This is a genomic window from Pectobacterium araliae, from assembly GCF_037076465.1.
Lineage (GTDB): Bacteria > Pseudomonadota > Gammaproteobacteria > Enterobacterales > Enterobacteriaceae > Pectobacterium > Pectobacterium araliae.
Genome location: NZ_AP028908.1, coordinates 70,123 through 95,455 on the forward strand (window position 1 = coordinate 70,123; position 25,333 = coordinate 95,455).

The 25,333-nt window shown below is 51.1% G+C and carries 26 protein-coding genes; 8 read left to right on the forward strand and 18 right to left on the reverse strand.

Annotation, left to right across the window (positions count from 1 at the left end):
• Positions 1-60 precede the first annotated feature (60 nt).
• From AACH44_RS00330 to ycjG, 10 genes are all read right to left on the reverse strand, one after another.
• Positions 61-924: a YicC/YloC family endoribonuclease gene (locus AACH44_RS00330; protein WP_261847443.1), complete on the reverse strand. Its 864-nt coding sequence runs from the start codon at positions 922-924 to the stop codon at positions 61-63.
• Between the two features lie 98 nt (positions 925-1,022).
• Positions 1,023-1,931: a LysR family transcriptional regulator gene (locus AACH44_RS00335; RefSeq protein WP_261847444.1), complete on the reverse strand. Its 909-nt coding sequence runs from the start codon at positions 1,929-1,931 to the stop codon at positions 1,023-1,025.
• A gap of 204 nt (positions 1,932-2,135) precedes the next feature.
• On the reverse strand, positions 2,136-3,083 hold the full coding sequence (locus AACH44_RS00340; protein WP_261847445.1) for an isoaspartyl peptidase/L-asparaginase family protein: 948 nt from the start codon (positions 3,081-3,083) through the stop codon (positions 2,136-2,138).
• Between the two features lie 59 nt (positions 3,084-3,142).
• The gene (locus AACH44_RS00345; RefSeq protein WP_040032283.1) at positions 3,143-3,964 is read right to left on the reverse strand and encodes a M55 family metallopeptidase; all 822 of its coding nucleotides are present in this window, start codon (positions 3,962-3,964) and stop codon (positions 3,143-3,145) included.
• A 26-nt stretch (positions 3,965-3,990) separates the two neighbouring features.
• Positions 3,991-5,067, reverse strand: coding sequence for a P1 family peptidase (locus tag AACH44_RS00350; protein ID WP_425606615.1), 1,077 nt, complete (start codon positions 5,065-5,067; stop codon positions 3,991-3,993).
• A gap of 8 nt (positions 5,068-5,075) precedes the next feature.
• On the reverse strand, positions 5,076-5,975 hold the full coding sequence (locus AACH44_RS00355; protein WP_261847446.1) for an ABC transporter permease subunit: 900 nt from the start codon (positions 5,973-5,975) through the stop codon (positions 5,076-5,078).
• A gap of 8 nt (positions 5,976-5,983) precedes the next feature.
• Positions 5,984-6,904, reverse strand: a complete 921-nt coding sequence (locus AACH44_RS00360; RefSeq protein ID WP_261847447.1) for an ABC transporter permease — start codon at positions 6,902-6,904, stop codon at positions 5,984-5,986.
• Between the two features lie 18 nt (positions 6,905-6,922).
• Positions 6,923-8,464 (reverse strand): glutathione ABC transporter substrate-binding protein, encoded by a 1,542-nt coding sequence (locus tag AACH44_RS00365; protein ID WP_261847448.1) that lies wholly within the window; start codon positions 8,462-8,464, stop codon positions 6,923-6,925.
• 50 nt (positions 8,465-8,514) lie between these two features.
• Positions 8,515-10,386, reverse strand: coding sequence for an ABC transporter ATP-binding protein (locus AACH44_RS00370; RefSeq protein ID WP_261847488.1), 1,872 nt, complete (start codon positions 10,384-10,386; stop codon positions 8,515-8,517).
• Between the two features lie 44 nt (positions 10,387-10,430).
• Positions 10,431-11,399: an L-Ala-D/L-Glu epimerase gene (gene ycjG, locus AACH44_RS00375; RefSeq protein ID WP_261847449.1), complete on the reverse strand. Its 969-nt coding sequence runs from the start codon at positions 11,397-11,399 to the stop codon at positions 10,431-10,433.
• Positions 11,400-11,641: 242 nt separating this feature from the next.
• Here ycjG and rph point away from each other — a divergent pair, with 242 nt between their 5' ends.
• Positions 11,642-12,358 carry a ribonuclease PH gene (rph, locus tag AACH44_RS00380; protein WP_261847450.1) on the forward strand — a complete coding sequence of 239 codons (717 nt, stop codon included), beginning with the start codon at positions 11,642-11,644 and terminating at the stop codon, positions 12,356-12,358.
• 138 nt (positions 12,359-12,496) lie between these two features.
• Complete coding sequence (gene pyrE, locus AACH44_RS00385; RefSeq protein ID WP_039474577.1) at positions 12,497-13,138, forward strand: orotate phosphoribosyltransferase; 642 nt, start codon at positions 12,497-12,499, stop codon at positions 13,136-13,138.
• 59 nt (positions 13,139-13,197) lie between these two features.
• Here pyrE and slmA read toward each other — a convergent pair whose 3' ends face one another.
• From slmA to coaBC, 3 genes are all read right to left on the reverse strand, one after another.
• Positions 13,198-13,794: a nucleoid occlusion factor SlmA gene (gene slmA, locus AACH44_RS00390; protein ID WP_005967978.1), complete on the reverse strand. Its 597-nt coding sequence runs from the start codon at positions 13,792-13,794 to the stop codon at positions 13,198-13,200.
• Between the two features lie 124 nt (positions 13,795-13,918).
• Complete coding sequence (gene dut, locus AACH44_RS00395) at positions 13,919-14,377, reverse strand: dUTP diphosphatase (protein ID WP_015842191.1); 459 nt, start codon at positions 14,375-14,377, stop codon at positions 13,919-13,921.
• Entirely contained in the window at positions 14,355-15,602 is a 1,248-nt protein-coding gene (coaBC, locus tag AACH44_RS00400) for a bifunctional phosphopantothenoylcysteine decarboxylase/phosphopantothenate--cysteine ligase CoaBC (protein ID WP_425606616.1), read from the reverse strand. The genes dut and coaBC overlap by 23 nt, the downstream gene beginning before the upstream one ends.
• Before the next feature lie 182 nt (positions 15,603-15,784).
• Here coaBC and radC point away from each other — a divergent pair, with 182 nt between their 5' ends.
• From radC to AACH44_RS00430, 6 genes are all read left to right on the forward strand, one after another.
• Positions 15,785-16,450, forward strand: coding sequence for a RadC family protein (gene radC, locus AACH44_RS00405; RefSeq protein WP_261847451.1), 666 nt, complete (start codon positions 15,785-15,787; stop codon positions 16,448-16,450).
• 237 nt (positions 16,451-16,687) lie between these two features.
• The gene (gene rpmB, locus AACH44_RS00410; protein WP_005967968.1) at positions 16,688-16,924 is read left to right on the forward strand and encodes a 50S ribosomal protein L28; all 237 of its coding nucleotides are present in this window, start codon (positions 16,688-16,690) and stop codon (positions 16,922-16,924) included.
• 11 nt (positions 16,925-16,935) lie between these two features.
• Entirely contained in the window at positions 16,936-17,103 is a 168-nt protein-coding gene (gene rpmG, locus AACH44_RS00415; RefSeq protein WP_002208990.1) for a 50S ribosomal protein L33, read from the forward strand.
• Between the two features lie 137 nt (positions 17,104-17,240).
• A complete protein-coding gene (locus AACH44_RS00420) occupies positions 17,241-18,614 on the forward strand; it encodes a DUF6880 family protein (protein ID WP_338659451.1) in 1,374 nt (457 codons plus the stop codon).
• A 25-nt stretch (positions 18,615-18,639) separates the two neighbouring features.
• Positions 18,640-19,449 (forward strand): bifunctional DNA-formamidopyrimidine glycosylase/DNA-(apurinic or apyrimidinic site) lyase, encoded by an 810-nt coding sequence (gene mutM / locus AACH44_RS00425; protein WP_261847453.1) that lies wholly within the window; start codon positions 18,640-18,642, stop codon positions 19,447-19,449.
• A 53-nt stretch (positions 19,450-19,502) separates the two neighbouring features.
• Complete coding sequence (locus AACH44_RS00430) at positions 19,503-20,492, forward strand: glycosyltransferase (RefSeq protein ID WP_261847454.1); 990 nt, start codon at positions 19,503-19,505, stop codon at positions 20,490-20,492.
• A 5-nt stretch (positions 20,493-20,497) separates the two neighbouring features.
• On the opposite strand, the gene coaD is transcribed toward AACH44_RS00430, so the two are convergent.
• From coaD to AACH44_RS00455, 5 genes are all read right to left on the reverse strand, one after another.
• Positions 20,498-20,986 (reverse strand): pantetheine-phosphate adenylyltransferase, encoded by a 489-nt coding sequence (gene coaD / locus AACH44_RS00435; protein ID WP_261847455.1) that lies wholly within the window; start codon positions 20,984-20,986, stop codon positions 20,498-20,500.
• Positions 20,987-21,025: 39 nt separating this feature from the next.
• A complete protein-coding gene (waaA, locus tag AACH44_RS00440; protein ID WP_261847456.1) occupies positions 21,026-22,303 on the reverse strand; it encodes a lipid IV(A) 3-deoxy-D-manno-octulosonic acid transferase in 1,278 nt (425 codons plus the stop codon).
• A gap of 146 nt (positions 22,304-22,449) precedes the next feature.
• Complete coding sequence (locus AACH44_RS00445) at positions 22,450-23,379, reverse strand: WavQ (protein WP_261847457.1); 930 nt, start codon at positions 23,377-23,379, stop codon at positions 22,450-22,452.
• Position 23,380: 1 nt separating this feature from the next.
• Positions 23,381-24,295 (reverse strand): hypothetical protein, encoded by a 915-nt coding sequence (locus tag AACH44_RS00450; protein ID WP_261847458.1) that lies wholly within the window; start codon positions 24,293-24,295, stop codon positions 23,381-23,383.
• Between the two features lie 21 nt (positions 24,296-24,316).
• Positions 24,317-25,315, reverse strand: a complete 999-nt coding sequence (locus AACH44_RS00455; RefSeq protein ID WP_261847459.1) for a glycosyltransferase family 8 protein — start codon at positions 25,313-25,315, stop codon at positions 24,317-24,319.
• Positions 25,316-25,333: the final 18 nt, after the last annotated feature.

A 25,333-nucleotide genomic window follows, 5' to 3' on the forward strand; every position in this document is an offset into this window, starting at 1 on the left:
AAAGCCTGCAATATCGCAGGCTTCTTGGTTTTTTGATAGTGGGTGATTTTTCGTAAATTGTTACTCGATATTCTGGATCTGTTCCCGCATTTGCTCGATCAGTACTTTCAACTCAATGGCTGACGCGGTGACGTCGGCGTTGATGGATTTCGAGGCCAGCGTGTTCGATTCGCGGTTGAATTCCTGCATCATGAAGTCGAGGCGGCGGCCGACGGCTTCTTCTTTTTTCAGGATTTTGTAAGTTTCTTTGACGTGAGCGTCGAGGCGGTCGAGTTCTTCCGAGACGTCGACGCGCTGCGCCATCAGAACCAGTTCCTGTTCCAGACGGTTATTTTCCAGCTGTACCTGCGCATCTTCCAGCTTGCTTTGCAGACGCTCGCGCTGCCATAGCAGGATGTTCGGCATCTGGGCGCGCACTTTGACGACTTCGGCGCTGACGCCAGCCAGACGCTGTTCGATCATCCCTTTCAGCGCATCACCTTCGCTTTCACGGGCGGCGATGAAGTCATCCAGCGCACCTTCCAGTGCTTTCAGCAGTTCGGCGCTGATGGCGTCCAGATCCTGCTCTTCTGCTGACATCACGCCCGGCCAGCGTAGGATATCAACCGGGTTGATTTCCCCTTCGTCGCTCTGCATTTTGACCCAATTGGCGGCATTAACCAGCTGTTTCGCCAGCTTTTCGTTCAGGATCAGCGCACTTTGTGCGCTCGGGTCGAGCTCAAAACGCAGGTTGCATTCGATTTTGCCACGGGTCAAACGGGCGCGGATACGCTCGCGAGCGACGGGTTCGAGGCTGCGGAATTGTTCCGGTAAACGAAGATAGGTTTCCAGATAGCGCTGGTTAACGGAACGCAGTTCCCAGGCTGCGCTTCCCCAGTTGCCCTTGATCTCTCGGCGGGCGTAAGCGGTCATGCTGCGAATCATTGGTGCATACCTGTAAAGCAAATGATGAGAAGGATTATAGCGTTGAGTCCCGCGCAGGGGATAGGAAAAACCGTCCGTGGCGTAGCGTCTGTCGTGAATCAGGCGGCGTAAAGCAGGGTCTCGTGTTGTCTGGCGATGTCGCGACAGCGATTTTTCATCATCTGTTTCAGTTGCAGCGTCGCCTGTGACTGTGGGTTGTCGCGGCGGCTGATTAGCGTGACTTCAAAAGGCAGCGGCTGATCGATAGGGACGATCTTGAGCTGGTCGGCATAGCGACAGGCGGTAAAGAGATCGACAATGCCCGCACCGCCGCCCGCCAGCACCATGTCGGCAATCACCGAGTAGGTTTTGATGTAGAGCGAAGCGGCGGGCTGTAGTGCCTTATCGCGTAACGCACGGTGTACCACCTGACCGAGCGGATCCTGATGCTGCATCATCAGCAGATTGTTGTTGCACAGCCATTCCAGCGAGACAGGGCCATTTATCGGGCTGTCTTTCGGCAACAGGGCAACCATTGTGGACTGGAACAGCGGTTCTGCCAGCAGCTCAGGTGGCACCTGCTGACCAAAGATCAGCGCGAAATCGAGCTGGTTTTGCAGGATGTTCTGGCACAGCGTGCTGAAGTGTTCAGTAACCAGTTCGACGTTAACCGAGGCTGCCTGCTTATGAAATTCTACCAGCGTCGGTGCGACGACCATCTGCCCGAACGCATGTGCCGCGCCCAGCCGTACGGAGTGTGCCTTACTGGTTTTGATTTGTTCGGTGAGTGAACTGAGGCTTTGCAGATGGCTGAAAAGTTCCTGTACTTTCGGTATCAGGCGCAGCCCTTCTTCAGTGGCGATCATGCCCTGTGTGCGACGTTCAAACAGGGAAAAACCGAGTTGCTGTTCTGCGTGATTTAAGACCCGGCTGACATTGGGCTGAGAGACGTTGAGTAAACGGGCGGCACCGCTGATGGTACCTGCCTGAACAATGGCCTGGAAGATTTCAATATGGCGTAATCGCATGGTTGCAGGCTCCGGCTGATGCTTTCTGAAGAGCATCGTATGAGTAATAACCAAAAAGTCTGCAATTATTACGCCAGGTTATAAGGTCGTGATGAATGGTCGATAGATACGCGATGAGAGCACTTTTTGCACTATTCTGACGCCCGATTATGGTGCAATGCACCGATATCGGGCGTTTTGGTTCTGTTGCGATGCGCTGGCAAGTTAGCGATAGATATCGGCGACGGGGGCTTCTCCCACGTAGCCATAGCCGCGATACATGCCTTCGCTGTTAAACGGCAAGGCGATGTTGCCGACTTTATCGACGGCAATCATCCCGCCGCTGCCGTCCATTTGCACGAGTTTCTCCATGACTACGCGTTCGCTGGCTTGCTGTAGCGTGAGTCCGGCATATTCCATCAGCGCTGAGACATCATAGGCGGCGACGGCACGCATAAAGACTTCGCCTGTACCGGTGCAGGAAACGGCCACCGTCTGGTTATTGGCGTAGCAGCCTGCGCCGATGATGGGGCTATCGCCCACGCGTCCGGCCTGTTTGTTGGTCATGCCGCCTGTTGAGGTTGCCGCCGCGAGGTTGCCCGCGCTGTCGAGTGCTACCGCGCCCACGGTGCCGAATTTACGGTCGGGATCGATAGGGTCGTTCTGACCATCATGATCGAGGATGACGCGGCCTGAGCCTGCCTGTGCGTTATGAAGCTGCTGACGGCGTTCATCGGTGGAGAAAAATGTCGGATCAACCCTTTCCAGACCGTTCTGCTGTGCAAATGCCTCCGCGCCGTCGGCGGTAAACATCACATGGGGGCTGGCTTCAAGTACGGTACGCGCGGCCAGAATCGGGTTACGGATATGGCTGACACAGCTCACCGCACCCGCATCCAGCGAGCGTCCGTCCATGATGCTGGCGTCCAGTTCGTGGGTTTCCGCGTGGGTGAAGACCGAACCGTGCCCAGCATTGAACAGCGGGCATTCTTCCAGTAAACGGACGGCTTCTGTCACAGCATCCAACGCGCTGCCGTTTTCAGCCAGAATGCGTTGTCCGCTGGCGACAATCTCGGATAGCGCGGCCAGATAGCGCTGCTCTTTTTCAGCGCTCATGGCCGAGCGGGTCAGCGCACCTGCGCCACCGTGGATCACAATCACGGGTTTCGTCATGCGATAAAGTCTCTTTTCAAGCGGTTTACGCCCCGAAATAGGGGGCGGATAAACTGGAATCAGTTTTGCGTCGTCGCCAGATAGGAAAAGGCACCCAACAGGCTGGTGATTTCCCGCATGCTCTGCGCCGTATAACCTACGGTTATGGCATCCAAACGTTCAACGCTTGGCAGCAGACAGAATAGATCGGCCAGTACCGGTTTTGCCACCATCAGTTCAAGACGGTAGGGAGCCTGAATCCGTGAGTTCAGTGTCCGGTGCGCTTTTTCCACCGCCGCTTTGGCTGCATCACGAATCACCTGACGGGCCTGCTCGGTGCTGAGGGATTCCGCTGCATGCTGTGAAATGGCGCGTTTGACGCAAGCGTAGTCAGTTGCGGGGTAGTAGCGGGCGATCCAATTCTGGAGCGTGTCGTCTCCGCTGACCAGCCAGAGCGGTGTCTTCTGTTCCACGCCTGCGGCGGCGTAGATATCACTCTCACCCATGATTTCACCGTTGATGCGCACGCGGTAGAAAGCACGACCGTTGATGGTATGTGACAGCACGCCAAACTCACCCGCCGCGCTGTGATAGCCGATGAACATCAGGCCATCGAATTGCTGCTGCTCTAGCCCTTCAACCATCGAATAGCCGCGCGGTTTGCCCTGTACCAGCCGGGCACGGGCGTCGATATTCTCAGCGCGTAGGTTGACCATGGCCGCATGGCTGTCGGCGACCACCACCTCTGTTGCGCCACCCGCGAATGCGCCGTCGATGGCGGCATTCACTTCCTGTTCCATCAGGCCGCGTGCCAGTTGGTATTCCGCGGTGCCGGGGCTGCACTGTTCCGGGCGCATCACGCCAGCGATACCTTCAATATCAGCAGAGATAAACACTTTCATAGTCAGTTTCCTACGGGAGAATTTGCTTATGGATAAAGAGTTGCAGCCAACCGATCCAACGCCTGTGGCAGCGTCGGGCGATGATGGCCGCGAAAACCGGTCACGGCGTCAGCCTGAAGCATGGCGTCGAGCACCGCGTGTTCTGTGGCGTCGGCGGCGGCGCTTAACAGCGGTTCAAGCTGCGCATCCTCCGGCGGCTGTGGCTGTGGGCAGGTGGAGAACGCGACGGCGATGTCGCCGGAACCGTGTCCCCAGTAGCTGCCGAGCCGACCTAATCCTGCACCAGCACGCTTGGCGATGCGTTTAAGCTGGCGGGCATCGAGCGGCGCATCCGTTGCCATGATGATGATGATCGATCCCGCGTCTTTCTGCGGTGCGAGTTCTGGCAAAATAGGCGCGATGGCATTCCCCATCTGCACGCCGTCCAGCGTCAGCGCGGAAAGTGTGCCGAAATTTGCCAGCACCAGCAGGCCGAGCGTGGCGTTTAACTCGGGGATCAGACGCGATGCGGTGCCGATGCCGCCTTTCAGGCTAAAGCAGCTCATACCGCGCCCTGCACCGACGCTGCCGCGTGCGAAGCTATCCGCTGCGCCGTCCAGCGCTAGCCGCGCCATAGGTTCCGTCACGGCTAGCGCCTGAATGTCGTTCAGCCAGCCGTCATTGCACTCCAGCGCCAGCGGGTTAACCGTCGGCAGCGTGCGCCCTAGGTCGGGGTTACGGGAAATCGCGTCGCGCACCAGCGTGGTAAACAGTGTGCCAGTTGCCAGCGTGTTGCTGAGTAAAATGGGCGTTTGCAGCAGTCCCAGTTCCTCAATTTGCACCAGCCCAACGGGTTTAGCGAAACCGTTTAGTACCGCCGCGCCACAGGGCAGGGGCTGGGCGAACAGGTTCACGCCGGGCGGCACAATCGCTGTAACGCCAGTTTGTACTTCCCCTGCTGCCAGTGTGCAGTGGCCGACGCGCACGCCTGCCACATCGCTGATGCGGTTATGCAGTCCACTGGCTGAGCGCGGCGTACCCAACTGCCGCGTCATTTTCCAGCGTTGTAGCAACAGCGCCTGCTGCTGCTGGTGATAGTCATTCATCGGATGATCGCCGTGCATCGCCTTCCTCAGCTTTTTAATTTGGGATCGAGCGTATCACGCAGCGCATCCCCGAGCAGGTTAAACGCCAGCACGGTGAAGAAGATTGCCAGACCGGGGAACACGCTGACGTGCCACGCGCCAGCCATCATCAGGCTGCGGCTCATTGCCAGAATATTGCCCCATTCCGGTACGTCCGGCTCTGGGCCGAGGCCGATGAAGCTCAGCCCCGCGGCAGTCAGGATGCTGGTGCCAATACGCATGGTGAAATAGACGATCACGTTAGGCAGCGTGCCGGGCAGAATGTGGCGCATCAATATGATGCGATCGGGCGCACCGGCGCAACGCACGGCTTCTACATAGGCCGCCTGTTTCAGCGACAGCGTGGAGGCGCGCACGATGCGGGCGAAGACCGGTACGCTGAAGACGGCGACGGCGATAATCACGTTATTCAGGCCAGGACCGAGGATGGCGACGACGGCAATCGCTAGCAGCATGCCGGGGAAGGCGAATAGCACGTCGGAACCACGCATGATCAGCGTATCTACCCAGCGGCCGTAGTAGCCTGCCAACAGACCAAGCACGATGCCGACCAGCATGCCCAGCGTGACGGAAAAGATACCGATATATAACGAGATACGTGCACCGTAGATGATACGGCTCATCACATCGCGCCCCAGATCGTCGGTGCCCATCCAGTGCGCCGCCGAAGGTGGTGAAGCCAGCGCCATCCAGTCAGGCTCCATCGGGTTCCACGGTGCCAGCCAGGGGGCAAAAATGGCAACCAGTACCAGCAGCAGGACAAAGCTGCTGGACACCAGCGCCATCGGGTTACGGATAAAGACCTGAACGAAATCGCGCCACGGCGAACGTATCGTCTCTTCATCAAGCGTGGCAACGGCCACGACGGGTTCGGAAGGGAGGTTCATCGTGTCTCCTAACGTAGGCGAATCGCCGGATTGACCACCGCGTACAGCAGGTCCACCAACAGGTTAATGACAATAAATTCAAACACGAACAGCATGACCAGTGCCTGAATAACCGGCTGATCCTGCGTCTTGATCGATTCAATCAGCAGCCAACCCAGACCCGGCCAGCTAAACACGCTTTCGACCACGATGGAACCACCGAGCAGGAAGCCGAATTGCAGCCCAAGCATGGTGATGACTGGAATCAGCGCGTTACGCATCACGTGCTTCCAGGTGACTAGCCGATTGCGCAGCCCCTTGGAGCGTGCGGTGCGGACGTAGTCTTCCTGTGCAACCTCCAGAAACGCGGAGCGGGTGAAACGTGCCATAACGGCCGCTACCGATGCCCCGAGCGTCAGCGCGGGCAGAATGATGTCGCTGGGCTGATTAAAACCGCTGACGGAAAAGACGCCGAACGGCATAGCCACAAACTGAATCAGCAACAGGCCGAGCCAGAACGGCGGCATGGAAATTCCACCGACAGCGAAACTCATCAGCGTCCAGTCTTGCCATTTCCCCCGCTTGAGCGCGGAAACCACGCCAATAAGCAGGCCGAGTAGCACCGACCAGACAAATCCTGCCAGCGCCAGCCACATGGTGGGCATAAAGCTCTTGCTGATGACGTCGATGACGGGTTGCTGGGTGCGGTATGTCACACCCAGATCGCCGCTGAACAGGCCGCCGAGCCACTGGACATACTGCTGCGGCAGCGGATCGTTCAACCCTAGTTGCTGGCGGGCGGCTTCCACTGCCTCAATGGTCGCGTCAGCGCCAGCGTAAATACGTGCCGGGTCACCCGGCAGCAGTTTGATAAAACCGAACACTAACAGGGAGACCACCAGCAGAACCGGGATCATTTCCAGCAAACGTCGGACGATATAAGCAAACATGGCGTTCTCCCTGACCGATTACTTAAATTCAGCCTGATCGAAGATCAGTGAGCCATCTGCCAGCATGTACACGCCGTCGAGGTTCTTGGTTTTACCGACGATGTTGTCTGGTGAACCCAGGAAGACTACCGGTGCATCCTGCCAAATCTGACGTTGTGCATCAGCGTAAGCGGCGGCACGTTTGTCGGCATCGGCTGTCGCTAACCCGGCGGTAATCGCTTTATCCGTGACCGGATTGCTGTAGTAGGAAACGTTATACGCAACCGGAACCCAGGATTCTGTCGCGAACAGCGGACGCAGCGCCCAGTCAGCATCACCGGTAGACGGAGACCAGCCGTTATAGAACAGGTCAAATTCGGCATCTTTCGGGTCTTTCACGCCGAACAGTTTGGCGTTACGCATCCCAGAATCCATCGGGGTGACGGTGACTTTGACGCCGACCTGCTCTAACTGCTGCTTGAAGAACTGCGCGCTACGGATATAGTCGGTGCGGTTCGTCGTCCACAGTTTCAGGCTCAGACCGTTGGCGTAGCCCGCTTCTTTCAGCAGCGCCTTGGCTTTTTCCGGGTTATAGGTGTAGTTCGGTGAGGTCTGGCGTGCGAAGAACTGCACGTCTGGTGCCATCGCAGAGGAGGCCGGAACGCCCATGCCAGCAAAGCCCACTTTCAGCCAGATATCGCGGTTGATAGCGTAGTTGAGTGCCTGACGCACGCGGATATCATTCAGCGGTGGGCGCAGGTTGTTCATCGCCAGCCAGAATTGATAAATACTTGGGTCGCGCTGAATCGCCAGCTTGCTGTCACTTTGTACGGTGCCGATCAGGTCGGAAGGCAGCGGATACACCGCATCGACCTGACCGGATTTCAGTGATGCTACGCGGGTGGAATCTTCTGGCGTCGGGTAGAAGGTCACGCTGTCGACTTTCGGCCAGCCTTTCTGCCAGTAGTTGTCGAATTTCACCAGCTTCACGTCTTTACCCTGCTGCCATTCGGTGAACTTGAACGGGCCAGTCCCGACTGGATGCACGCGCAGCTGTGCTTCGTCTGGGTATTTCTTCAGCGCTTCTGGGCTGTGTATAACGGCAGACGGGTGCGCCAACGTGTTCACAAAGGCACCGAAAGATTTGTTCAGCTCGATTTTGACCTGCGTTGGCGACAGCACGGTAACGGTTTGCACCATGTTAAACAGGCTGTTGCGTTTTAAGCCTTTGCTCTGATCCGCCAAACGGTCGAGGTTGGCTTTAACGGCGTCGGCGTTGAACGGTGCGCCATCCTGAAAGGTGATGCCTTCGCGCAGCGTAACGACGAACTCGGTGGCGGTGTCGTTACTGGTATAACCCGTCGCCAGACGCGGCACCAGCTTCATTTTATTATCGAACTGGAACAGACGCTCGAAGATGCCGCTCTGAATGGAGTAGCTCAGCGTGTCCGACGTATCGTGCGGATCGAGCCCGGTGATATCGGCATAGATGGAAATGCGAAGGTCTTGCGCCTGGGCAACAGCCGCCAGACACAGTGAGAGCCCGAGGGCAACGGCGGAGCGGCGAACGAATGGCTTCATGGTTATCTATCCTGGTCAGCAATGAACGTGTGTTGTGAATATGTCGTGTTTCAGGCTGCCGATTCGTTGTCGGCGACCCAGTGCTGCGGCGCAACCTCTCGGTAGCGCGTTTTGGCGACGGTCTCGCCTGCTTTACGCAAAGGCGAGGGGATTTCGCTGTCGTCAAACTGGCGTGTGCCGCGACGGGTTGGATCGGCAATCGGGACCGAAGCCAACAGGCGGCGGGTATACGGGTGCTGCGGGTCGTTAAACACTGACTGGCGCGGGCCGATCTCTACAATCTGGCCGAGGTACATCACCGCAACACGGTTGGCGATGCGCTCGACGACGGCCATATCGTGCGAGATGAAAATCCACGACACGCCGGTTTTCTTCTGGAGATCCATCATCAGGTTGACAACCTGCGCCTGAATCGACACATCGAGCGCCGAAACGGCTTCGTCAGCAATGATGACCTGCGGCTGTAGCGCCATGGCGCGGGCGATCGCGATACGCTGGCGCTGCCCACCGGAAAATTCGTGCGGGTAACGACGAGCATGTTCTGGCAGTAGGCCGACGCTTTTTAACAGCGCCTGCACCTGTGGTGTGGCTTCTTCCAGCGATTTCACCAACCCGTGCAGCAGCAGCGGTTCCGCAATGGTGAAGCCGACCGTCAGGCGCGGATTGAGCGAGGCGTACGGGTCTTGAAACACCATCTGCATTTCCCGACGTAGCGGCTGGAAATCACGCTCTTTCATCTGGGAAATTTCGTTGCCCTGAAAATGAATGCTTTCGGCCTCGCTCTGTACCAGACGCAGTAGGGCACGTCCGGTCGTCGATTTGCCGCAGCCGCTTTCGCCGACGATCGCCAGCGTTTCGCCCGGCCAGACGTTGAAATCGATCTGCTCTACCGCGTGAACGTGGTGGGTCACCGTAGATAAAATCCCGCTGCGTATGGGGTAATAGACGCGCAGCCCGCGAATATCTAACAGCGGCTCGGCATCATAGCGGGCGGTGACTTGTTCAATATGGTCTGGGTCGGCGGCTTGTCCCAACAGCGGGAAACGTTTCGGCCACAGGCTATCGCGCATGTCGCCCAGTTTGGGTACGGCGGCCAGCAGCGATTGGGTGTATGGGTGCTGCGGTGCAGCGAAAATCTGTTCGACAGTGCCTTGCTCTACGATTTCGCCGCGATACATGACGACCACGCGATCGGCGATTTCTGCGACTACGCCCATATCGTGGGTAATAAATAGCACCGCCATGTCGCTCTGCTGTTGCAGGTCACGCAGGATTTGCAGAATGCGTGCCTGCACGGTGACATCCAACGCGGTGGTCGGTTCATCGGCTATCAACAACTGCGGATCGCAGGCCAGCGCCTGTGCAATCATCACGCGTTGGCGCATCCCGCCGGACAGCGAGTGCGGGTAGCTTTTCATCACACGATCGACATCGGCAATACGCACCTTGCGCAGCAGCTCACGGGCTTTTTTATCTGCGCTGGCGGCATCGCAGATTTTGTGGTCAAGCAGCGCTTCGGTAAGCTGATCGCCGACTTTCAGTACTGGGTTGAGTGAGGTCATCGGTTCCTGAAAAATCATCGCGAGATCGCGACCGCGCAGCTTACGGCGTGCTTCTGCTTTCATGCGCAACAGGTCATGCTGTTGACCATCGCGGGCGGTGAAACGGAGCGCACCGCGTTCAATGTTGGCAGAATCCGCCAGCAGCCCCATCACGGTAAGTGACGTCACGGACTTGCCTGAGCCACTTTCACCGACCACGGCGACCACTTCCCCTTTATTCACGGTAAAGGAAATGCCTTTTAGCGCCTGATGCGTGCCGGAACGGCCGCTAAAGCTGACGCTCAGATCGTCGATTTCCAGTACAGGTCTGGGGGCGTTACCGGGTGCTGTGGCGGCACCCGCGTGCATGATATCCGTCATGGTCACTCCGGTTGGTGGTTTTAGGGTCGCTTCGGTTGAGTGCGTCATAGCCAGATTCGGCCAAAGTTATAAGTCAGATAAGGCGAGCTGTCGGCTGCCAGCCAGATAGGGCCGTCAAGATCGACATGTTCGGCGTCTGCCGCGATCGGCAACGCGGCTTCCATTGCCATTGATGAACCCAGCATGCAGCCGACCATAATGCGCAGGCCATGGAATCTCGCCTCACGTACCATTGCCAGCGCCTCGGTCAGTCCGCCACACTTATCCAGCTTGATGTTGATCATGTCATAACGACGGCGCAGCCCGACGATGTCACCACTGTGGCGGCAGCTTTCATCTGCGCAGATGGGAATTGGATGGGCAAAGCGCTGTAAATCCTCATCCTTGCCGACAGGAAGCGGTTGTTCGATCATCGCGACCTGATAAGGCAGCAGAGCCTGGGATAGGCTGTGTAAATCTAACCCACTCCAGCTCGCTCTCGCGTCGATAATCAATCTGGCGTTGGGCGCAGCGGCACGAATGGCGGCAATCCGCTCCAGAATCAGTTCACGATCCAGCTTGATTTTCAGCAGCAGGGCGCCGTGGGAAACCGCATTGGATGCGGCGGCGGCCATTTTTTCCACGCTGTCGAGCGCCAACGTTTGCGCACAGACCACGGATGCCGGTGGACGAATGTCGAGGTGTTGCCACAGCGTCTGTTTTTTCAATGCGGTGTTGAGCCGCCACAGCGCACAGTCCAGCGCATTTCTGGCCGCACCCGGCGATAAGTCCTGCTGGAGCTGTTCGATGGTGAGGCCATGTTCTATCGCCTCATGGATCGCAGAGAGCTGGTGGCATACGCTGTCAGCGGACTCACCATAATAGGCGGCGGGCGTGCATTCGCCTTGGCCAATAAATCCTTTTTCTTCCAGCGAGACGCGGATAACGGTGACCACATGACGTGTGTCGTTATCGGCCGTGATGGGGCGAGCCAGTGGCAGATTGACGGTTTCAATGTGCATATGCCGCATCATGATCTTTTCTCATTCACGCTCAAGGGATGAACGGACTATTTCATGATGCATCATCACTGACGAATACTTGTTTATGAGTAGGGTATAACCTCAGGTTATACCATAAGGATAAGGTATGACTGGTGAAGAATTAACCGTTGATGTTGCAAATTTATCGCTACTGGCACAGGGTAAAATTAGGCAGCGCGCCGCCAAAGCCGTATAATGTGCGCCAGTTTTCATTGACCCGCCGGAGATGAGCCATGCGCCCAACAGGCCGAAGTGCACAGCAAGTACGCCCCCTTACATTCACCCGCCATTACACGAAGCACGCCGAAGGTTCCGTTTTGGTCGAGTTTGGCGACACCAAAGTGTTATGCAATGCTACGGTAGAAGAGGGTGTTCCGCGCTTTCTGAAAGGCCAGGGGCAAGGATGGGTCACCGCCGAGTACGGTATGTTGCCGCGTGCGACGCACAGCCGCAACGCGCGTGAAGCAGCCAAAGGCAAGCAAGGTGGGCGGACGCTGGAGATCCAGCGCCTGATTGCGCGTTCTCTGCGTGCAGCGATTGATCTGAAAGTGCTTGGTGAATACACCATTACGCTCGACTGCGATGTATTGCAGGCGGATGGCGGCACGCGTACAGCCTCTATCAGCGGTGCTTGTGTCGCACTGGCCGATGCGTTGAACCAGATGGTTGCCAACGGTAAGCTGAAAAAGAGCCCGATGAAAGGCATGGTGGCGGCGGTTTCCGTCGGCATCGTGAACGGCGAAGCGCTGTGCGATCTGGAATACGTGGAAGATTCTGCTGCGGAAACTGACATGAATGTGGTCATGACCGAAGACGGTCGTATGATTGAAGTGCAGGGGACGGCCGAAGGCGAGCCGTTCAGCCACGAAGAATTGCTCACCCTGCTGGCGTTAGCCCGAGGGGGAATTGATACCATCGTTCAGGCGCAGAAAGCGGCCTTAGCCGATTGATTTGTTTAAGCGATAAGCGACCAGATGGTCGCTTTTTTTATGGCGTGCCATCCTTGCGTGCCATCGCAAGCGATGTTGAAAATTTTTTATGTCTGACCAATTTTATTCTGAACAACAAGTAAGACGAGGAGATGCCGTATGAAAGCCTACCAGCGCCAGTTTATTGAGTTTGCACTCAGCAAACAGGTATTGAAGTTCGGCGAGTTTACGCTGAAATCCGGGCGTATCAGCCCCTATTTCTTTAACGCCGGGCTGTTTAATACCGGGCGCGATTTGGCTTTACTGGGGCGTTTTTATGCCGAAGCGTTGGTTGATTCCGGTGTGGCGTTCGATCTGCTGTTTGGGCCGGCTTACAAAGGCATTCCGATTGCCACCACCGCAGCGGTAGCGCTGGCAGAACACCACGATCGCGACCTGCCGTACTGCTTTAATCGCAAAGAAGCTAAAGACCATGGCGAGGGCGGTAGTCTGGTCGGTAGCCCATTGCAGGGCCGCGTGATGCTGGTGGATGACGTGATTACGGCGGGTACGGCGATTCGTGAATCGATGGAGATCATCGGTGCGCATGGTGCGACGCTGGCGGGGGTGATGATTGCATTGGATCGTCAGGAACGCGGTCGTGCTGACCTGTCTGCGATTCAGGAAGTTGAGCGCGACTACCAGTGCACGGTGATTTCGATTATTACGCTGACGGATTTGATCGCTTATCTGGCGGAAAAACCGGAGATGGCAGCGCACCTGGATGCGGTGAAAGCCTATCGTGAGCAGTACGGGATTTAACGTTGTGAGTCAGGAACCCGCCAGAAATATCGGGCGGGTTTTAATACCTAAGGGCGCGTTTAGTTCAGCTGTGCGGCTAACAGCGGCCAGCGGGTATCGAATTCCTGCGTCGGACGATAGCGGAATTCTGAGCGAATGAAGCGCGACAGCATCCCTTCGCAAAACGCTAACAGCTGGCTAGCCAACAGCGTTTCATCATGCTGGAAACCTTTGCCATCGCGTAGCTTATGCTCGCGCAACACCTGACGCAGTTGTGATTCAATACGCTCAAACAGCTGGTTAATACGCCCCTGCAAGCGATCCTGTTCAAACATCAGCGCGTGGCCGGTCATGATGCGCGTCAGACCTGGATTCCGTTCCGCAAACCCTAAAATCAGCAGCAAAATCAGACGAAGACGATTAAACGTTTCCTTTTCGTCTTGCAGAATCAGGTTAATACGGGTGGTCAGGCTATCCTCAATAAATTCAATCAGGCTATCAAACATCCGCGTTTTACTGGGAAAATGCCGGTAGAGTGCCGCTTCGGACACGCCGACGTTCGCAGCCAGTTTTGCCGTGGTGATGCGTTGGCTACCGTCGCTGGATTCCAGCATCTGCGCCAGCGCCTGCAAAATTTCCTCGCGGCGATTCCTTTTTGTATTTTCTTTTTCTGCCATGTCTGAAAAAACCCTTGCTAAATATTTGACTGACAAGCACCCGTTAGCGCCACAGTCGCCATTTCCTGTTGGATAGGTGCTGTGGCTTATAGGAATTTTTTAACTATAGGGTGGCTGGAGCGCGTTAGCTACGGCCAGAGTGGCCGAAGCCGCCTTCTCCACGTTCGCTGCTGACGAAATCTTCGACCAGATTAAATTCCGCCTGAACGACGGGCACAAAAACCATCTGTGCGATGCGCTCGCCCGGTTCAACCGTAAACGTTTGTTGACCGCGGTTCCAGACGGAAACCATCAGTTGCCCTTGATAGTCTGAATCGATCAAACCAACCAGATTCCCCAGCACCACGCCATGCTTATGGCCTAGCCCGGAGCGAGGCAGGATCACCGCCGCCAGTCCGGTATCGGCAATATGAATTGCCAGCCCAGTTGGAATCAGGGTTGTTTCCCCTGCTTTGAGTTCAATCGCCTGATCCAGACAGGCACGCAGATCGAGCCCAGCAGAACCCGGTGTAGCGTAGGTTGGTAACGGGAATTGTTGTCCAACACGTGGGTCAACAATCTTAACGTCGATTTTTTTCATCATAACGGCTGATAATCTCGTCGATTAATTTTTGGCCAAGAAGACGTTTGTCACACTGTGGCAACGGCGTGTCTCCATTTTGCCAAAAAAGGTGTAACGCATTGGTTTCACTGTTAAAACCATGCCCAGAAAGAGAGACGTTGTTCGCACAAATCAGGTCCAATTTTTTACGCACCAGTTTCTGCCGAGCGTATTCTTCCACATTCTGGGTTTCGGCAGCAAACCCGACAACATAAGGACGATTTTCCGTCATGGCTGCGACACCGGCGATAATATCTGGATTTTTGACCAAAGTGAGAGTCATTTCATCGCCCTGCTGATTCTGTTTTTTGATCTTCTCATCGGCGATATGTTTGGCGCGATAGTCGGCAACCGCAGCGCAGCCGATAACAATGTGCTGCTGGGCCGCGTGTTCCATCACTGCGTGTTCCATCTCCAACGCGCTACCGACATCAATACGCGTGACGCCCTGCGGGGTAGCGAGCGAAACCGGGCCGCTCACCAGTGTGACATTCGCGCCACGGGCTGCTGCGGCCTGTGCGATAGCAAAGCCCATTTTCCCAGAGCTGTGATTGGTGATAAAGCGAACCGGGTCCAGCGCTTCTCTCGTCGGCCCGGCGGTGACCAGAATGTTCAGATGTTGCAGATCGTTGATGGCAGAAAAATGACGCTGTGCTAACCCGACAATGTCCATAGGGTCGATCATGCGGCCCGGCCCAACATCGCCACATGCCTGACTGCCGCTATCTGGCCCCCAGATCGGTAAACCTCGGGCGGCCAGCGTGTGCAGGTTATCCTGCGTGGACTCTGCGCGATACATCTGCTGATTCATCGCAGGGACAACGGCGATAGGGGCGGATGTCGCCAGACAGATCGTGGTCAGCAGGTCGTTCGCCATGCCAGCGGCGACGCGGGCGATCAGATCGGCGGTCGCGGGAGCGAGAATGACTAAATCAGCCCATTTTCCCAGCTCGATGTGGCCCATTGAGGCTTCCGCGGCGGGGTCAAGCAGGTCGTCTGATACGGGATAGCCAGAGACGGCTTGTAGCGTCAGTGGCGTGATGAAAGCTTTAGCGGCAGATGTCATGACAACCCGCACATCGGCTCCGCCATCGCGCAGGCGTCGTACCAGTTCCGGGCACTTGTATGCAGCAATCCCGCCACTGATACCCAGTACGATTCGTTTGCCAGAGAGTGCATTCAGGCTGGAAAATTCCGTCATCATCATGGTCCGATTGAAAGTCAGAAGAGCCGCTATTTTACCATAACCTTGCGGTTAGATAAGAATCTTAAGGCTGTTGCTCTGTTTCCCTAAGAAGATTGCGAGGCGCCTCGCAGCCTGTTATCGCAGGCATCGTCCTGTTTTTACGGGTGTGACATGATGCCGTCGAGCGTTACAGGGAGAGGCTGATGGCGTGGGAAAAGGGGTTGGCACCGCGTGAAAAACTGGTGCGTTTAGGGGCGGAATCGCTGACGGATGCGGAACTGCTGGCAATTTTTTTACGCACAGGGCTACCCGGTGTGCATGTGATGCAGTTGGCAGAGAGTTTGTTGGCGCAGTTTGGGTCGTTATATCAACTGATGATGGCCGAACAATCTGCGTTTCATAGCGCTAAAGGCGTCGGAATATCAAAATATACTCAGCTTAAGGCGATAGCAGAGTTGTCGCGGCGGTTGTTTTTCTCTCGTTTGGCGAAAGAGGACGCGATGCTAAACCCAGAAGCAACTGGTCAATATCTGCAGTTGCTACTGTCGCGACGTGAACGCGAGGTTTTTTTAGTCCTGTTTTTGGATAATCAACACCATGTTATTCGCCATCAGGAGATGTTTGTTGGTACGATTAACAGCGTGGAAGTACACCCGCGTGAAATTGTGCGTGAAGCGCTAAAGGCGAATGCAGCCGCGCTGATTTTGGCGCATAATCACCCGTCGGGAAAAGCGGAGCCGAGTCAGGCTGACCGTGCGATAACCGAACAGATTGTCAAAGCGTGCTTGTTAATGGAGATCCGCGTGCTCGATCATTTAGTGATTGGGCATGGTGAATACGTTTCTTTTGCCGAGCGTGGCTGGATTTAACAGATATTTCCGCGATCCAATGGGATCTTTAGCTGTTCGGGACTTGAGCACATACGCTTCAGAGCGTATACTACGCCACCTTTGAGAATCTTGGGTGTGGCGTTAAGAGCCTATCTCAGCAGGTTTATCCTGATGACAGAGTCTTTTCAGTGAAGTTGCTGAGATGGGCTCTAAAGCCTGACGAGGCGGCCAAACCCTATACGAAGCTCGAGCTGATTTGATTTTTGGAGAATAGACATGTCCCGAGTCTGCCAAGTTACTGGCAAGCGTCCGGTGGCCGGGAACAACCGTTCCCACGCACTGAATGCGACCAAACGCCGTTTTCTGCCGAACCTGCATTCACACCGTTTTTGGGTTGAAGGCGAGAAGCGCTTTGTAACACTGCGTGTATCTGCTAAAGGTATGCGTGTTATTGATAAGAAGGGTATTGAGACGGTTTTGGCCGATCTGCGTGCCCGTGGTGAAAAGTATTAAGGAACTGAATCATGGCTAAGGGTGTTCGCGAGAAGATCAAGCTTGTTTCTTCTGCTGGTACTGGTCACTTCTATACCACTACGAAGAACAAACGTACTAAGCCGGAAAAATTGGAACTGAAGAAATTCGATCCCGTTGTCCGTCAGCACGTTCTCTACAAAGAAGCTAAAATTAAGTAATTTTTGCTCCTTTATGAAAAACCCAGCTAAGGCTGGGTTTTTTTTGAATTTATTTTCTCATTCTTCCTCTTGTATCCCTTTTTGCATTATGCCAATTTCCTGGGCTCTGGTTTCTACAACCATCCGGTAATTAAAATATGGACTCGACATTGCACCAGCGTTTGTTAGCGACACCACAGACGCAGCTTTTACTTTTGATCGAAGCGATTTATGGTTTAGATCCAAAGGTAGACCAGCGTATTGAAGCGCTGTTGTATCGGCAGGATACAGTGAAGCAGGAAAAATTGCTGAAAGAACGTATTGCATCTATTACTCGTGGTAAACGATTTATTGATTATTATCAGAGTCATGGTTTTGCTATGGAGCTTGAGGCACTGGTTGGTGATATCGCCTATCTGATCGACGACGCACCGAAAAAGGCATTTGCGCTGATTGATGCGTTGATGTCTACACACTCCCGGGTCTACGAGCGAGCGGATGACTCAAATGGGGATATTGGTGGGGCATATGCAGCAGCGCTGTCGGTATGGATTAAGGCTGCAAGCCAGTGGCGTTTGCAAGGCGGAAAGACACGGAATTGGCCTGATGAGGTAAAAAAACGACATGATGAGAATGATTATGCCGTGTGGGATGGTGTGATCGCACAAAGTGCAACGTTACTCACAGAGCCTGAGTTACAGCAACTGGCGCAGGATTTTGAACATGAATATGCTGCCGCTCTGATCAATGCGTCTCACGAGGAATATAACTTCCGTGCCGCGCACGCCACGATAGGCATTTCTGGCGTAGCAGAGGCGTTGAAAGACGTTGCGCTCTTTGAACGTTCCATACTTCTGGGCTCTCCAGAACCTAACGAACTACAAAAGCTCCACATTGTGGAGTTTTGTCTGTCGATTAATGAAGCACAATCGGCGCTGAAATGGCTACTGGAACCTTTCCAAAATCATACTGAAGTCCGACGTCAGGCTCTGCTGGATCAAGCTTACAGTCAGCTTGGCGATCAAGATGCGCTTCTGGCGCTACGGCGTGGAGCCTATCAGCAGCGCCCAGATTATCCGCGATTACAAGCGTTGCTTGCTGTCTTGCAAGATGAAACAGAGAAGAAAACCTTACTGGATAAGGCAAGTACCCATGCGTTGGCGATGGAAGATATTGAGGCCAAAATTGGCACGCTAATGGCACTGAATGACTATGAGCAAGCGGCGGCACAATTACTTGCTTATCGGGACTCACTCAATGTTTTCTTCGGTGTATTGTTAAATTGGGCAGATCAATTCCATGATGCAGAATGCGCTTTGGCTGAAATCATTTGCTATCGCTTATTGCTCGACGATATTTTATCTTCTGGGCGAAGTAAGGCCTATGATCATGCCGCGATATATTATCGTAAGTTGGATAAGCTGGCGTCTCGGGTAACGAGCCATGCACCATTATTGGAGTGGTCGGAGTATCAGGAACAGCTTAAACAGCAGCATGGCCGAAAATATTCATTTTGGCAGCGTTTGCAATAATTGAGAGACTCCCCAGAGAGAGAATATGCCTGAATTACCTGAGGTTGAAACCAGTCGTCGGGGCATTTCACCGTACCTTGTCGGTCATACCATCCTTTATGCAGAAGTGAGGAATACGCGCCTGCGCTGGCCGGTATCAGCTGAGGTTCTGTCACTAAGCGACGAGGCAGTGCTAAGTGTGCGTCGACGGGCAAAATACCTGCTGATTGAACTCACTCGCGGCTGGATTATCGTGCATCTTGGTATGTCCGGCAGCCTACGGGTGTTGCCGGAATATACCGAACCGGAAAAGCACGATCATGTTGATTTGGTGATGGACAGCGGTAAAGTGTTGCGTTACACCGATCCCCGGCGTTTTGGTGCCTGGTTGTGGACGGATAATCTAGAAACCTGCTCGGTCTTGGCGCATCTAGGGCCGGAGCCATTAGAGGCAGAATTCTCCGCTGATTATCTCTATCAGGCGTCACGAAATAAAAAAACGGCCATCAAACAGTGGATTATGGATAATAAAGTGGTCGTTGGCGTAGGCAACATTTATGCGAGTGAATCGCTGTTTGCTGCGGGTATCCACCCTGATAGAACTGCCGGATCGTTAAATGAAAACGATGCCGCTGTATTGGTTCGTGTGATTAAACAGGTGCTACAGCTTTCGATTGAGCAGGGTGGCACGACGCTGCGTGACTTTTTGCAATCAGATGGCAAACCCGGTTATTTCGCTCAGGAACTGCGAGTCTATGGCCGTAACGGTGAACCTTGTCGGACATGCGGAACGCCGATAGAAAGCGCAAAGCATGGACAGCGCAGCACATTCTTTTGCCGCCGATGTCAGCGTTAATATTATTTAATTCAGCTTTTTTCGCTTAAATATAAGGTGCTTTAGAGGGCATTATGAGTCGTGTGGATATTAGTGTCATTGTTCCTATTTATAACTGTGAAGAATACATCGAACCTCTTTTTTCATCGTTGCTTGCTCAAGATAATGTCGCTTTCGAAATTATTGCGGTAAATGATGGTTCCACAGATGACAGCCTTCTGAAATTGAATGAGATAGGCAAGTCGGTTACGAATTTGATTATTGTCAGTCAAGAGAATAAAGGGTTGTCTGAGGCGAGAAATACAGGAATTCGGCACGCCAATGGCGAGTGGATTGCATTCGTTGATGGTGATGACTGGTTGGAGAAAAGTACGCTATCGACATGGCTTGAAAAAGCGAGGGAACAACAGCTCGATCTCTTGATAGGCAACGGTTTTAAGTTTAATGAAAATCCAGAACAAGAAGTAAAAGAGCCTATTCAGACGAAGCAACCATGGGGCGAGGTAATCAGTGGAGAGGAGTGGATCATCCGCAGTGTAGAAAATAACGAATGGTGTCACTTTGCCTGGTTGCAACTGATACGTCACGATATCATTTCATTGAATAAGTTAAGTTTTATCTCGGATATGATGCATGAAGACATTCTATGGACGGCGAATTTAGCGCTGGTAGCTAAACGAGTGGGCTTCTGTGAGAAGGTTGGTTATGGTTATCGAATTGGTAATACGAATTCGATCACAAAATCAGTGTCGATTGAGAAAATATCACGCAGAGCAAAAAGTTATATCGACATCATGCAGGGTCTGATTGCTCTTGCTAACCTGAAAAAAGACAACGTTATTTTAAATAGAGCATTAATTCGTCATGCCAATCGAGAGAGTCGCCACTTGTTTGGGCTTTTACGTAAAAAAATATCATCTCATGCTATTCGGAAACAATTAGCCCAGAAATTTATTGCTACGGGCATTGGTCGAAATTTATTCAAGGAAATGGGCTCATTTAATGATTTTTGGTATGCCCTACGTTTTAATCTTACTGTTTGTCTATTTTCAAAGAAAAAATAGCTTCCCTACAGATCCTTCGATAATTTGCTGTGTAGTGCACTAACGATGGCGTCGGGTAAGAAATGTGATACATCACCGCCGTGACGAGCGACTTCTTTGACCAGAGAGGACGAAATAAACGACCATTCTTCCGATGGCATCAGGAAGACGCTTTCAAGTGTCGGCATCAGGTGGTGATTCATTTTCGCGAGCTGGAGTTCATATTCGAAATCGGCAACGGCTCGCAAACCGCGCACAAGAATATTCGCTTTTTGCTGCTGCGCGAAGTGCACCATGAGATCGCTAAAACCGATGACTTCGACGTTCGACAAATGTTGTGTTGCACCCTTTGCCAACGCCACGCGCTCATCCAGTGTGAAAAGCGTATGTTTGCTCGGACTGGCGGCGATAGCCAGCACCACATGATCGAACATCCGTGATGCACGCGTCAGTAAATCCAAATGACCATTGGTTAATGGATCGAACGTGCCAGGATAAATCGCTTTGGTCGTCATCGCGTTAGCCCTTCATTCACTGTCTTGGTGGTCACTGTTTTACTGGGCTCTCTGGGGCAAATAAGGTTCCAGCAGCGTTAGCAGCATCTGTAATGCGCCTTGGTTTTGGTGTAACACTTCCACGGCGTGTCGACCATAGTAGAGGCGATAGTCTTCGTCAGCGAGCAGTTTCCCGACTTCTTTTCCAAGTGAGTCTGCATCGGTAACGGTAATCAGTCCGTCAGCCTGGTCTAGTTTGTTGCAGATATCTTTGAAATTGAACGTGTGTGGCCCCATCAATACTGGGATAGCATGCGCTGCCGCTTCTAGCGGATTATGTCCACCTCGTTCAACCAAACTCCCACCGACAAAAGCCAGGTCGGCGATGCCGTACAACAGCATCAGTTCGCCCATGGTGTCCCCAATGACGACCTGTGTATTTGCTGGAGGCTGTTCACCGCTGCTGCGCAGCGTGTAGGTGAACCCCAAATTTTCTGCCAACATCTGTGTGGTGGAGAAGCGTTCTGGGTGACGAGGAACAAGAATCAGTAATAAATCGGGATAGGTACCAAGCAACTGGCGATGTGCGGCCAGAACAATGGCTTCTTCACCTTCATGCGTACTGGTCGCTATCCATACTGGACGGTGTGGTGCCCATTGTCGGCGTAATGTAATCGCTCGTGCAGCGAGCTCTGGTGTCACGGAAATATCAAATTTCAGGCTACCGGTTACTTTCAGGCTTGAGCGTTTCAGGCCAAGATCGATAAATCGATTCCCGTCTTCCTGATTTTGTGCGGCGACGAGCGTGATGCCTTGCAAGATATGCCGCGTTAGCTTACCGATCTTTTTGTAACCCGCAGCAGAGCGTTCTGATAGTCGGGCATTCGCAATGACTAGCGGAATTTCGCGTTTATGCAGCTCCGCGATCAGATTTGGCCATAGTTCGGTTTCCATAATGATGACGATTTTTGGACGAACCTGATCAAAGAAGCGTTTCAGCGCACAGGGCAAATCATAAGGCAGATAAACGTGATAGACCGTGTCGCCAAAAGCGGAACGCACGCGTTCAGAGCCCGTGGGTGTCATTGTCGTTACCGTGATCGGCAGATTAGGGTAACGATGACGCAGGGCTCTCACTAAGGGAATGGCGGCCAGCGTTTCACCCACCGAGACCGAATGCAGCATGATACCGTCTGGTTTAACCTTCTCTGCACAAAAACCGTAACGTTCACCCCAACGCCGACGATAGGCCGGTGCCTTTCGGCCACGAAGCCACAGGCGAAGCCAAATCAACGGCTGGATGAGGTACAGGATGATGGTGTAGAGAGTTTGTAACATAAGATCTACTGTTATCGGTTATCGGTTATCGGTTATCGCTGGGGGGATTTTATCGGGTTCGATGAGCTAGAGCTATATTTTATTGTTTCGTTACTAATCAGACTATGCTCAGCAAGTTACACTATCTTAATAACTATCGTTTAGTTTTATTTAGCTGAGCCAATGAGGTTATCATCGATATTAAAATAACTTTTTATTTCCCGCAGGCATATTTCAACATTTTTTTCACAATTACTATGTTCAGAAATAATATGTTCTAAAACTTTGTGTCGTGTTTCAATAGCCCATTGACGCTGTGCATCATTCAACCCATAAGCAATACCATATCGATCTGTTATATTTGGATACCACTGTTCAATAGATGTAGTGTCATCGGGAACGACTATCGACTCACACCCACATAATACTGCAAAAATCGAATAGGCAGTATAATCGTCATAACAAATGAATTTTTCAGAACGTCTAAATATTTTTGCTATTTCTTTGTGCGTTAATCCATCTAAGGGAATTGAGTTTTTATCATGAATGAATTTTTTATTTGTGCCTTTTCGGATCATATGACAGGACGGAATATCTCTTTCTTCATTGTTTTTAGAATTATATAAATCTATAGGGTAATAAATTACTTTTAGTTCATTTTGAGATGTTCTTGAACCGGGGTAGAAAAAATCATCAATGGCAGAGTTAAATTTGAAATAAAGCTCATTAGGAGAGTAATTTATTTCATTTGTATGGAATCCAGGTTGATGTAATAGCCAGCGGACTACATTTTTAATTCCTAGAGGGTTATCGTTTATTATTTCAGGATATATAACTACACTATTTTTCGGCATGCTGTATTTATGCCAAACTGGAGTATCCCAGATTTTATTTGTTTGATATTTTTCATCTTTTTTATTAGGGCATATTTTGCTGAAGATGTCTCTGAGAAAGGCTGCTTTACGCTTCTTGGTAGATATCTTAACAAGATAAGCATTGCATTTTTGGGTTTGATTTAGTAAATGGCACAAACGGTGAAGAACAATAGCTCCCCCATTATTCTCATCATAACTCGGTGCATAAATGAAGACTATCATTTTAGCTGTTTATCCTATACTGAGTATGTGTAGATTTAAAATTATCTAAAATATCTATTTTTGAACGTGGATGCGTACCCGTCAGTGTAAACTCAACAAGATTTTTTGTTTTTAAAAAACTATTTTTAAATCTAATTAAATCTTTTATGAGAATTAGTAATGTACTAAATACAGATTTTTTTTGATATTTTAATCGAATAAAATATTTAAAATAAAATATTTCCATATCTCTGAATTTATTGTTTTTTTCTTTCGGATCAAAATTTGAAAAAGAATGAATTATCTGGCTTTTACAATACATATTGATACTGATGCCTTTATCAATCATTAAGCCTATTTCTCTGAATAGATCAGAATCAATGCCATAGAACGCTAGTCTTTCCTCAAATGGGGCACCCCGAAATTTTATTATTTTTTTTATGAATTTTTGTGAAATTGTTACGCCGGACATCGCAGAGTTTATTTTATTTTTTACTTTCCCCTCTGAAATTATTTTTTTGCTACCGTCTTCATGAGGATAAATTTGAATAGGGTTACTTTCTATTTCTGTTACTATTTTAGGTATTAATATATCTGCATCATCATAATGTGATAAATTAGATAGAAATTCTTTTGGTAAGATTGAATCTTGATCAAGAATTGATATTAGATCAAAGTTATTTTTTTTAATAAAAAAATTATAAATTTTAGATAACGCTAAATTTCTAATGTCTTGATATATTTCCACGCTAACTTTTTTTTCCTGACATACCAGTAGGAAATGTGAAATATCTTTCTCATCCAATAATGTAGGACCATTATTCCAAATGCAAATATTCAATTCGACACTTTCAAGATGACACTCTAGTATCGATTTTAATGTATCAGACTCATTGAGTTTGGCATTGTATATGATCACTACGGATGTTATTTTCATATCTATTCCACTTAAATATTGTTAATGATTATTTTTCTTTTCTGTGACGTATTTTATTCGACTTATTATCCCTTTTATCCATTTTCCTTTCTTAAACTCGTGTTTAGATTTTTTCTTCCATTGGATCGGCGTGGCTGCCTTAACAAGAGGGATATCATGCCATGTTGATTGATTATATGCAGTGGTGAAGTAAATAGTGGAGGGATATTGTCCCCATTCGCTCCATGGCTTTGTTGTACCAACATAATGAATAAATATACTGTCATCATTAATTATTCTTTTATAAGCGCAATGACTTTTATCTTTTAATTCGCTTTTTATACTGTAAATGCAGTTGAATTTTCTAGGGAGAATAACCGTTTTTTCATAAAGCAAAATATTTAATGCATCTTGATCAGGATATTTTAGTTCTCTATTCTCTTTCAGAAAGAAAAGCGTTTTTTTTGTCAGACTATTTTCTGACCAATTTTTCAACTGAGTGAACATAACGCCAGAATTAAAATAGGATTCTTTTATTTCTGGTTTTCCCAATCTGACTGCACATTGTGTTCGGGTCTCTTCGATATCTGGAACAATAGCGCAAATAGCAGCATCAAAATTGAGTTGATACAGCGTTTTTATACTTCCCTTACATATAACATCGGCATCAAGATAAAGCAGTGTAGTGATCTTATCGTCCAGATAATCAAAGGCAACAAGTCGAAAATAGGCTGAGCATGGCCATTTGTTATCAGGTAAATCGTTCAGTAATTGCGTATTAATTTTATATAAATGAATGTCGACATGAAATTTATTCGCCATAGATTCAAATCTATGAATTATTTCATCATCAATATAATCGGTGAAAAAATGAAAGGCTAAGGGGATTTCATTATTAATAATCACAGATGTTGCAGAAATAGCTGCACCAAACATGAAGTTTTTGTCTATACCATAAGCAATATTAAACGTGTTTTCACCGTTCTTATGGATTATGAAACTTATCTCTTTGTCGATAATCGTTTCTTTATGGAAATACATATTCATTCTCTATTTATA

What these genes read in the sequence shown, in the direction of transcription:
- AACH44_RS00330 (WP_261847443.1), bottom strand. Translation starts at nt 924, where the DNA reads ATGATTCGCAGCATGACCGCTTACGCCCGCCGAGAGATCAAGGGCAAC.
- AACH44_RS00335 (WP_261847444.1), bottom strand. Translation starts at nt 1,931, where the DNA reads ATGCGATTACGCCATATTGAAATCTTCCAGGCCATTGTTCAGGCAGGT.
- AACH44_RS00340 (WP_261847445.1), bottom strand. Translation starts at nt 3,083, where the DNA reads ATGACGAAACCCGTGATTGTGATCCACGGTGGCGCAGGTGCGCTGACC.
- AACH44_RS00345 (WP_040032283.1), bottom strand. Translation starts at nt 3,964, where the DNA reads ATGAAAGTGTTTATCTCTGCTGATATTGAAGGTATCGCTGGCGTGATG.
- AACH44_RS00350 (WP_425606615.1), bottom strand. Translation starts at nt 5,067, where the DNA reads ATGCACGGCGATCATCCGATGAATGACTATCACCAGCAGCAGCAGGCG.
- AACH44_RS00355 (WP_261847446.1), bottom strand. Translation starts at nt 5,975, where the DNA reads ATGAACCTCCCTTCCGAACCCGTCGTGGCCGTTGCCACGCTTGATGAA.
- AACH44_RS00360 (WP_261847447.1), bottom strand. Translation starts at nt 6,904, where the DNA reads ATGTTTGCTTATATCGTCCGACGTTTGCTGGAAATGATCCCGGTTCTG.
- AACH44_RS00365 (WP_261847448.1), bottom strand. Translation starts at nt 8,464, where the DNA reads ATGAAGCCATTCGTTCGCCGCTCCGCCGTTGCCCTCGGGCTCTCACTG.
- AACH44_RS00370 (WP_261847488.1), bottom strand. Translation starts at nt 10,386, where the DNA reads ATGACGGATATCATGCACGCGGGTGCCGCCACAGCACCCGGTAACGCC.
- ycjG (WP_261847449.1), bottom strand. Translation starts at nt 11,399, where the DNA reads ATGATGCGGCATATGCACATTGAAACCGTCAATCTGCCACTGGCTCGC.
- rph (WP_261847450.1), top strand. Translation starts at nt 11,642, where the DNA reads ATGCGCCCAACAGGCCGAAGTGCACAGCAAGTACGCCCCCTTACATTC.
- pyrE (WP_039474577.1), top strand. Translation starts at nt 12,497, where the DNA reads ATGAAAGCCTACCAGCGCCAGTTTATTGAGTTTGCACTCAGCAAACAG.
- slmA (WP_005967978.1), bottom strand. Translation starts at nt 13,794, where the DNA reads ATGGCAGAAAAAGAAAATACAAAAAGGAATCGCCGCGAGGAAATTTTG.
- dut (WP_015842191.1), bottom strand. Translation starts at nt 14,377, where the DNA reads ATGATGAAAAAAATCGACGTTAAGATTGTTGACCCACGTGTTGGACAA.
- coaBC (WP_425606616.1), bottom strand. Translation starts at nt 15,602, where the DNA reads ATGATGATGACGGAATTTTCCAGCCTGAATGCACTCTCTGGCAAACGA.
- radC (WP_261847451.1), top strand. Translation starts at nt 15,785, where the DNA reads ATGGCGTGGGAAAAGGGGTTGGCACCGCGTGAAAAACTGGTGCGTTTA.
- rpmB (WP_005967968.1), top strand. Translation starts at nt 16,688, where the DNA reads ATGTCCCGAGTCTGCCAAGTTACTGGCAAGCGTCCGGTGGCCGGGAAC.
- rpmG (WP_002208990.1), top strand. Translation starts at nt 16,936, where the DNA reads ATGGCTAAGGGTGTTCGCGAGAAGATCAAGCTTGTTTCTTCTGCTGGT.
- AACH44_RS00420 (WP_338659451.1), top strand. Translation starts at nt 17,241, where the DNA reads ATGGACTCGACATTGCACCAGCGTTTGTTAGCGACACCACAGACGCAG.
- mutM (WP_261847453.1), top strand. Translation starts at nt 18,640, where the DNA reads ATGCCTGAATTACCTGAGGTTGAAACCAGTCGTCGGGGCATTTCACCG.
- AACH44_RS00430 (WP_261847454.1), top strand. Translation starts at nt 19,503, where the DNA reads ATGAGTCGTGTGGATATTAGTGTCATTGTTCCTATTTATAACTGTGAA.
- coaD (WP_261847455.1), bottom strand. Translation starts at nt 20,986, where the DNA reads ATGACGACCAAAGCGATTTATCCTGGCACGTTCGATCCATTAACCAAT.
- waaA (WP_261847456.1), bottom strand. Translation starts at nt 22,303, where the DNA reads ATGTTACAAACTCTCTACACCATCATCCTGTACCTCATCCAGCCGTTG.
- AACH44_RS00445 (WP_261847457.1), bottom strand. Translation starts at nt 23,379, where the DNA reads ATGATAGTCTTCATTTATGCACCGAGTTATGATGAGAATAATGGGGGA.
- AACH44_RS00450 (WP_261847458.1), bottom strand. Translation starts at nt 24,295, where the DNA reads ATGAAAATAACATCCGTAGTGATCATATACAATGCCAAACTCAATGAG.
- AACH44_RS00455 (WP_261847459.1), bottom strand. Translation starts at nt 25,315, where the DNA reads ATGTATTTCCATAAAGAAACGATTATCGACAAAGAGATAAGTTTCATA.